This is a genomic window from Actinoplanes sp. NPDC051633 (genome assembly GCF_040681735.1).
Taxonomy (GTDB): Bacteria; Actinomycetota; Actinomycetes; order Mycobacteriales; family Micromonosporaceae; genus Actinoplanes.
Genome location: NZ_JBFAZH010000584.1, coordinates 1 through 4,949 on the forward strand (window position 1 = coordinate 1; position 4,949 = coordinate 4,949).

Consider the following 4,949-nt stretch of genomic DNA (forward strand, 5'->3'; position numbering starts at 1 on the left):
GCGGCCAGCTGATCCGGCGAACGGTCGACTATGGACAGCGGCTCGGTGTTCGACGCGAAGTCGGCGAAGCTCATCGTTTCGCCGTTCGTCGAACCGCCGAGGACCACCACCGGAAGAGGAAGCTCCCCGCGCGCCTGCAGCACCTTCGGCAGGATCTCGGGCGTGGTGAAGACGACCGACGCGCGCGCGTCGTCGAGGATGTGCCGCAGCTCGGGCGCCGTCACCAGGAAGATGACCGGTGTCACGACGGCCCCCGCCCGCCACACCGCGTGGTAGAGCTGCACCACCTCGGGGCTGTTGGCCATCATGACCACCACCCGGTCGCCGGGCCGCACCCCCAGGCGCACCAGGCCGGACGCCAGCCGGCTGGCGCGTTCGAGCTGTTCCGCCGAGCCGACCCAGGCACCTTCGAAGAACACCGACGGGTGGTCACCGAGCCGATCGAGAGCGGCCACGGCCAGACGGGCGAGGTTCGATTCCATCCGGCACCTCCTTGGAGGATTTCTACACCGCCGGTGCCGAAAGCGCAGCGGGGCTATCCCTTGTAGGCGTCGAGGTCCGCTCTGGTCAGCAGGGCCCGAAGCTGGATGCCCGCCTCCGAGAGGGCCTCCGCGCCGCCCTCCTGCCGGTCGATCACGCACAACGCGTGGTCCACGTGCGCGCCCAGCCTGCGCAACTCACCCGTCGAGATCACCACCTGGCCACCCGAGGTCACCACGTCCTCGACCACCAGCACCCGCCGCCCGGCCACCTCGGCGCCCTCGGCCAGCCGCGCCGTCCCGTACTTCTTCGCTTCCTTTCGCACGAACGCGCAGGGCAGCTTCGCGTGCCGGCCCACCGCCGTCACCACCGCGATCCCACCCATCTCCAGCCCTGCCAGCACCTCGGTGCCCTCGGGGATGAGCGCGGCCATCTGCTCCGCCAGCGCGTCCAGCAGCACCGGGTCGGACTCGAACTGGTACTTGTCGAAGTACTCGGTGGCGGTGCGCCCGGAGCGCAACGTGAAGGTGCCGGTCAGCCGTGCGACGTCGTTGACCTGGCGGGCGAGCGAAGAGTCAGTCACAGCTGCACAGCCTAGACAGCACCCGGACCGCAACCTCTCAGCCACCGTCGGGACCTGCCGAATGGGGGATCATGCAGACTCCGCATCGGTGGTTCGGGGCCGGGCACAGCACCGCCGCCGACAGCGGCAAGGCGGGTGCCGAGGCGGCCGCGTCCGCGATCAACGGGCGTACCCCGGAAGTGGTCTTCGTCTTCTGTTCCGACCACCATGATCTTCCGGCCCTCCTGCTCGGCGTGCGTGCCGAAGCCGGGCGGGAAGCCACCGTCGTCGGGGCCACCACTCTGGGTGAGCTGGCCTACGACGGCGTGAGTGACGGCGGGGTGTCGGTGGCCGCGCTGGGCGGAGCCGGCTTCACGGTACGCACGCGCGTCGCCCACATCCGCGACGTGGGCCACCGGCAGGCGGGCGCCGAGGCCGCCGAGGCGATGGCCGGCCTCTCCGACCCGCACAGCGTGCTGATCCTGCTGGCCGACGGCTTCAGCGGCGACCCGCACGAGGTGGTCCGCGGGGCCTACTCGGTGCTCGGCGCCGCCGTGCCGCTGGTCGGCGGCTTCGCCGGCGGCACACCACAGGTGCAGCGCACGTTCCAGTTCCACGACGACACGGTGTTCGAGGACGCGGTGATCGGCGTCGCGCTGGGCTCGGACGGACCGATCGGGATCGGCGTCGCGCACGGCTGGCACCGCCTGGAACCGCCGATGATCGTGACGCGCAGCTCCGGCGGCACCATCTTCGAGCTCGACGACGAGCCGGCCCTTGACGTGTTGCTCCGGCGTGGCGGGCAGGCGCCGAAGCAGACGGACCCGCACACGTTCGTGTCGATCGGGCTGTCCCGGCGCAACGGCGAGGACATCCGGGTGCTCAACGACGCCGATGAGATCGAGCGGACCGTCGGCAGCCTCGCCGACGTGCCGCAGGGCGCGCTCTGCTGGGTGATGGACGGTGACCCGGCCGCGCTGATCGCCGGCGCCGCCGACTCCTGCGCCGAGGCGCTCGAGGGATTGGGCGGCAGGGCGCCGCTGGGGGTGCTGGCCTTCGACTGCGCCGGGCGCCGGAGCAAGCTGGGCCTGGACGGGATGCAGCAGGAGATGGCCGCGATGCGGGACGTGCTGGGCGGCACCCCGTACGCCGGCTTCTACACCACCGCCGAGATCGCCCGGGTCCGCGGCGCGCTCGGCACGCACCACCTGACCCTCGTCACACTGGCCCTGGCCTGACCATGTCCCACTGGTCGACGCACCAGCTGACCGAGTACTTCGCCGCGGTCAACGCCGCCGCCGACGAGCCGTCCGCGATCGCCTGCGCCACCGAGCGGGCCGCCGAGATGGTGGAGGCCGAGGTCGCCGCGGTGGTCGTCGAGGACACCGTCGAGGGCGCGTGGGGGTTCGGCGCCGGTGTGCCGGTGGCGGGCCTGGTCCGCGCCGACCGCAAGCTGGGCGTGCAGGGGCTGGGCGCGCTGCACACCAGCTACAGCGCGCTGGGTGAGAACGTGCGGGGCTCGTTGATGGTGGGCCGGCTGCACGACGAGTTCGGCCCCGAGGAACGGCAGATGCTGCAGGGCATGGCCCAGATGCTCGGCCTCGCGCTGCGCAGCATCCGGGTGCTCTCCACCGAACGCAACCTGCGGTCCGACGCGCAGACCCGGCAGCACCTGGTGGAGACGATGCTGACGATCCAGCGGGCGATCTCCGCGCGACGGCCGCTCCCGGAGATTCTGGACGCGGTGACGGGCGGGGCGTCGGCGCTGCTCGGCGGGGCTTCGGTGGCGTTGATGCTGGCCGAGGAGGGCCGCGCGCGGCGGCTGACGGTGGCGTCGACGGCCGGCACCGCGGAGGCGGCGGCGCGGGAGACCGAGGCGCGGGAGGCGATGGCGAGCGGGTCGGAGCTGATCCGGCCGTTCGGCAAGGGCGCGGCGGTCGCAGCGCCGGTGCAGGTCACCGGGGAGATGGCGGGCAGCCTGGTGGCGTTGCTGCCGGATGCGCCCGAGCAGCACGCGGAGCGGTTGGATCGGCTCAGCGCATTCGCTCAGCAGGTGAGCCTTGCGCTCACCGATGCGCGTACGGTCGAAGCGGTCCACGAGGCGCACCACGACCCGGTCACCGGGCTGCCCGGCCGCGGCCTGTTCCTGAAGATCTTCAACCGGGTCCTCGCCTCGCGGGACAGCGCCACCGACCCGACCAGCGTGCTGTTCATCGACCTCGACCGGTTCAAGGGCGTCAACGACAGCCTGGGGCACGAGGCCGGCAACCAGCTGCTGGCCGCGGTCGCCGGGCGGATCCGCAGCTGCGTGCGCGCCAGCGACACCACCGCGCGGCTGGGCGGCGACGAGTTCGCGGTGCTGCTGCACGACTCGCCGATGGATGCTGCCACCTCGGTCGGCGAGCGCATCGTCACCGCCATCAAGGAGCCGTTCCGGGTGGCCGGCCGCGACCTCTTCATCGGCGCCAGTGTGGGCGTGGCCATCTCGCGGGACCGGACCGAGGCCTCGGAGATCCTGCTGAACAACGCGGACGTGGCGATGTACCGGGCCAAGAAGGACGGCCCGGCCAAGGTGGTCGTGTACGAGCCGTACATGCACACCGAGGCGCTCAACTACCTGAGCCTGCGCGGCGACCTGCAGAAGGCCCTGGAGGCACGCGAGTTCAAGCTGCAATATCAGCCTCTGATGCGGCTCGACACCGGCGAGGTGACCGGGGTGGAGGCGTTGATCCGCTGGCACAGCCCGGGTCGCGGGATGGTGTCGCCGGTCGACTTCATTCCGATCGCGGAGGAGTCGGGGCTGATCCTCGAGGTGGGTCAGTGGGTCCTGGAGACCGCGGCGGCGCAGGTGGCGGCGTGGCGCCGCACGTACCCCGATCTGACCTTGAACGTGAACGTGTCGGGGCATCAGCTGGTCCATCCGCGGTTCGCCGACGATGTGATGCGGGCGCTGGCGGTGGCCGGTCTGCCGTCCAGCGCGGTCACGCTGGAGCTCACCGAGTCGGTCCTGATGAGTGAGCCGGAGCTGGCCGTGGCGTCCCTCAACTCGTTGCGTACGCTCGGCTGCCAGCTCTCCGTCGACGACTTCGGGACGGGCTACTCGTCGCTGGCCTACCTGCGCGAGCTGCCGGTCGACGAGCTGAAGGTGGACCGGGTCTTCATCGCGCGCGCCGAGCTGACCAGCGAGGATCTGGCCCTGGTCCGCACGATCGTCCAGCTCGGACAGATCCTCGGCCTGCGGGTGGTGGCCGAGGGCATCGAGAACGTGGCGCAGCTGGACGCGCTGCGGGCGCTCGGCTGCCGGCTCGGCCAGGGCTACCACCTGTGCAGGCCGGCCGATGCGGAGGATCTACCCGCATTCCTGGAGTCCGCAACCCGTAGTCACCCGAACGCGTCACTCATCGCATAGTTACGGTTAGTTCTGACCAGTTTCGAGTATTTTGCACCTCATTGGGAGATCCACTGCCCCGAGAGGACGCACCGTGACACCCTTCGCCCTTCTCTTCCTCCTGGCCCTCGCCGGCTCCTCCTGCTTCGCCATCGGCCGCGCGCTGGGCCGTGGCGAGCGCTACGAGAAGGGTTATCGGGAGGGCTTCCGCGACGGCGAGACCGGGTCGCTCGCCCGGGCCGCCCGGCTGATCTCGCTCAACGAGCGGCCCGCGATCGCCCCGGCCGTCGAGTCCATGCTGGTGCCGTCGTACTCCGTGCCGCACCAGCTCCCGCCGCGCAGCGCCGCGCCCGCGGTGACTGGCATCCCGGCCCGGCCGCAGCTGGCCCTTTAGAAGCACGAAGCGTGAGGGGGGCGGCCGCCGCCCGGCCGTAACCCACGCCGCCCCCCATTACGGGTAAGGCATGTGTAAGCCCCCGGTCAGCACACCAGTAGATGTTGGGGCCCCGGTAGATACGA

General features: G+C 71.2%; 5 protein-coding genes. 3 read left to right on the forward strand and 2 right to left on the reverse strand.

The window, feature by feature from the left end; translation table 11 throughout:
• Together AB0M20_RS27155 and pyrE are read right to left on the reverse strand one after the other, a co-directional pair.
• The coding region (locus AB0M20_RS27155) for an AMP-binding protein (protein WP_364302884.1) at positions 1 to 482 on the reverse strand (482 nt) is incomplete at its 3' end.
• 53 nt (positions 483 to 535) lie between these two features.
• On the reverse strand, positions 536 to 1,063 hold the full coding sequence (gene pyrE / locus AB0M20_RS27160) for an orotate phosphoribosyltransferase (protein WP_364302885.1): 528 nt from the start codon (positions 1,061 to 1,063) through the stop codon (positions 536 to 538).
• Positions 1,064 to 1,134: 71 nt separating this feature from the next.
• Between pyrE and AB0M20_RS27165 the strand changes: the two genes are divergently transcribed.
• The 3 genes from AB0M20_RS27165 to AB0M20_RS27175 all read left to right on the forward strand — a co-directional run bounded on the left by AB0M20_RS27165 (position 1,135) and on the right by AB0M20_RS27175 (position 4,824).
• Positions 1,135 to 2,280 (forward strand): FIST N-terminal domain-containing protein, encoded by a 1,146-nt coding sequence (locus tag AB0M20_RS27165; protein ID WP_364302886.1) that lies wholly within the window; start codon positions 1,135 to 1,137, stop codon positions 2,278 to 2,280.
• Positions 2,281 to 2,282: 2 nt separating this feature from the next.
• On the forward strand, positions 2,283 to 4,451 hold the full coding sequence (locus tag AB0M20_RS27170) for an EAL domain-containing protein (protein WP_364302888.1): 2,169 nt from the start codon (positions 2,283 to 2,285) through the stop codon (positions 4,449 to 4,451).
• 73 nt (positions 4,452 to 4,524) lie between these two features.
• The gene (locus tag AB0M20_RS27175; protein WP_364302889.1) at positions 4,525 to 4,824 is read left to right on the forward strand and encodes a hypothetical protein; all 300 of its coding nucleotides are present in this window, start codon (positions 4,525 to 4,527) and stop codon (positions 4,822 to 4,824) included.
• The last annotated feature ends 125 nt before the right edge of the window (positions 4,825 to 4,949 follow it).